Genomic DNA, 1,419 nt, shown 5'->3' with positions numbered 1-1,419 from the left:
TGGCATAGTCGAATGTATGTTCGATTCGGTGATGCGGGAGTTGCGTGAGGCGGCGCGCGCGGAGAATCGGGCTGCGGGGCGGCGGTTGGTGGTGATCGGTGCGCTGGAGCTGTTGTGGTTGCGGCGTTTTGGTGAGCGCGAGACCTGGGGCACCGACACCCATGACGCGATCATGGCTGAGTTGGCGGCGGCGTTGGGTATCACGCGCGGGCTGGCGGACAGTTACCTCGACTACGCGCGGGCGATGCGGGTGCGGCTGCCGCGGGTGGGCGCGCTGCTGGTGGCCGGCGATATCGACTATCGGACGTTTCAGACGATCGTCTACCGCACCGACTTGATCACCGATCCCGACGTGCTGGCCGCCGTGGACGTCGAGCTTGCGCTCAAGGTGGCGCGGTGGATCGGCATCACCCAGGGCCGACTGGGCGGATACGTCGATCAGGTCGTGGCCCGCGCCGATCAGGACGCGGTGCGCCGCCGCCGCGATCGCCGCGGTGATCGCGAAGTCGCGTTCTGGGGCGACGGCGACGGGTTGACCGAGATGTTCGGACGGCTGCACACCACCGATGCCCACGCAGTCGACGCCCGACTGGACGCGTTGGCCGCCACCGTGTGCGCCGACGACCCGCGCACCCGCAGCGAGCGCCGCGCCGACGCCATGGGCGCACTGGCCACCGGCGCCGATCGGCTGGTCTGTCGCTGCGGACGCCCCGATTGCGCGGCCGCCTCGACGCCGTCGCCGAGCCCGGTGGTGATCCACGTGATCGCCGACGAGGCGGCGCTCGACGGTACGGGCCAGGTGCCGGGTTCGATGATCGGGGCCGACGCGCTGATCCCGGCTGAGTTGGTCGCCGAGCTGGCGCGCTCGGCGACGCTGCGGCCCCTGCTGCACCCGGCCGACGCGCCACCGGAAGCCGGCTACACCCCGTCGCGGGCGTTGGCCGACTTCGTCCGCTGCCGCGACCTGACCTGCCGCTTCCCCGGCTGTGAGGAGCCCGCGACGCGCTGCGACCTCGACCACACCGTCGCGTACGGCGACGGCGGTCCCACGCATGCCTCCAACCTCAAAGCCCTATGCCGGCGTCATCATCTGCTGAAGACGTTCTGGGGCTGGCACGATCAACAGCTTCCCGACGCCACCGTCATCTGGACCTCGCCAGGTGGGCAGACCTACGTCACCACCCCGGGCAGCGCCTTGCTGTTTCCCCAGCTGTGCACACCCACCACCACTTTGAACCCCACACCGCATCGCCCACATTGTGCCGACCGGACCGCGATGATGCCCCGCCGTCGACGCACCCGCGCCCAAAACCGCGCCCACTACATCGCCGCGCAGCGACATCTCAATCATCAAGCGCACCAAGCTGTTTCATGCGGACCCGCACCCCCGGCCCAAGACGACCAGCCCCCGCCCTTCTA

The 1,419-nt window shown here is 69.8% G+C and carries 1 protein-coding gene; it reads left to right on the top strand.

Annotated features, from left to right (window positions below):
- A partial coding sequence (locus A5658_RS26800) for an HNH endonuclease signature motif containing protein (RefSeq protein ID WP_197503234.1) occupies positions 1-1,419 on the top strand: 1,419 nt, incomplete at both ends.

This window comes from Mycobacterium sp. 1245111.1 (assembly GCF_001673405.1).
GTDB lineage: Bacteria > Actinomycetota > Actinomycetes > Mycobacteriales > Mycobacteriaceae > Mycobacterium.
The sequence above is the reverse complement of the archived record's forward strand: the minus strand, read 5'-3'. Positions and strand labels throughout refer to the sequence as shown.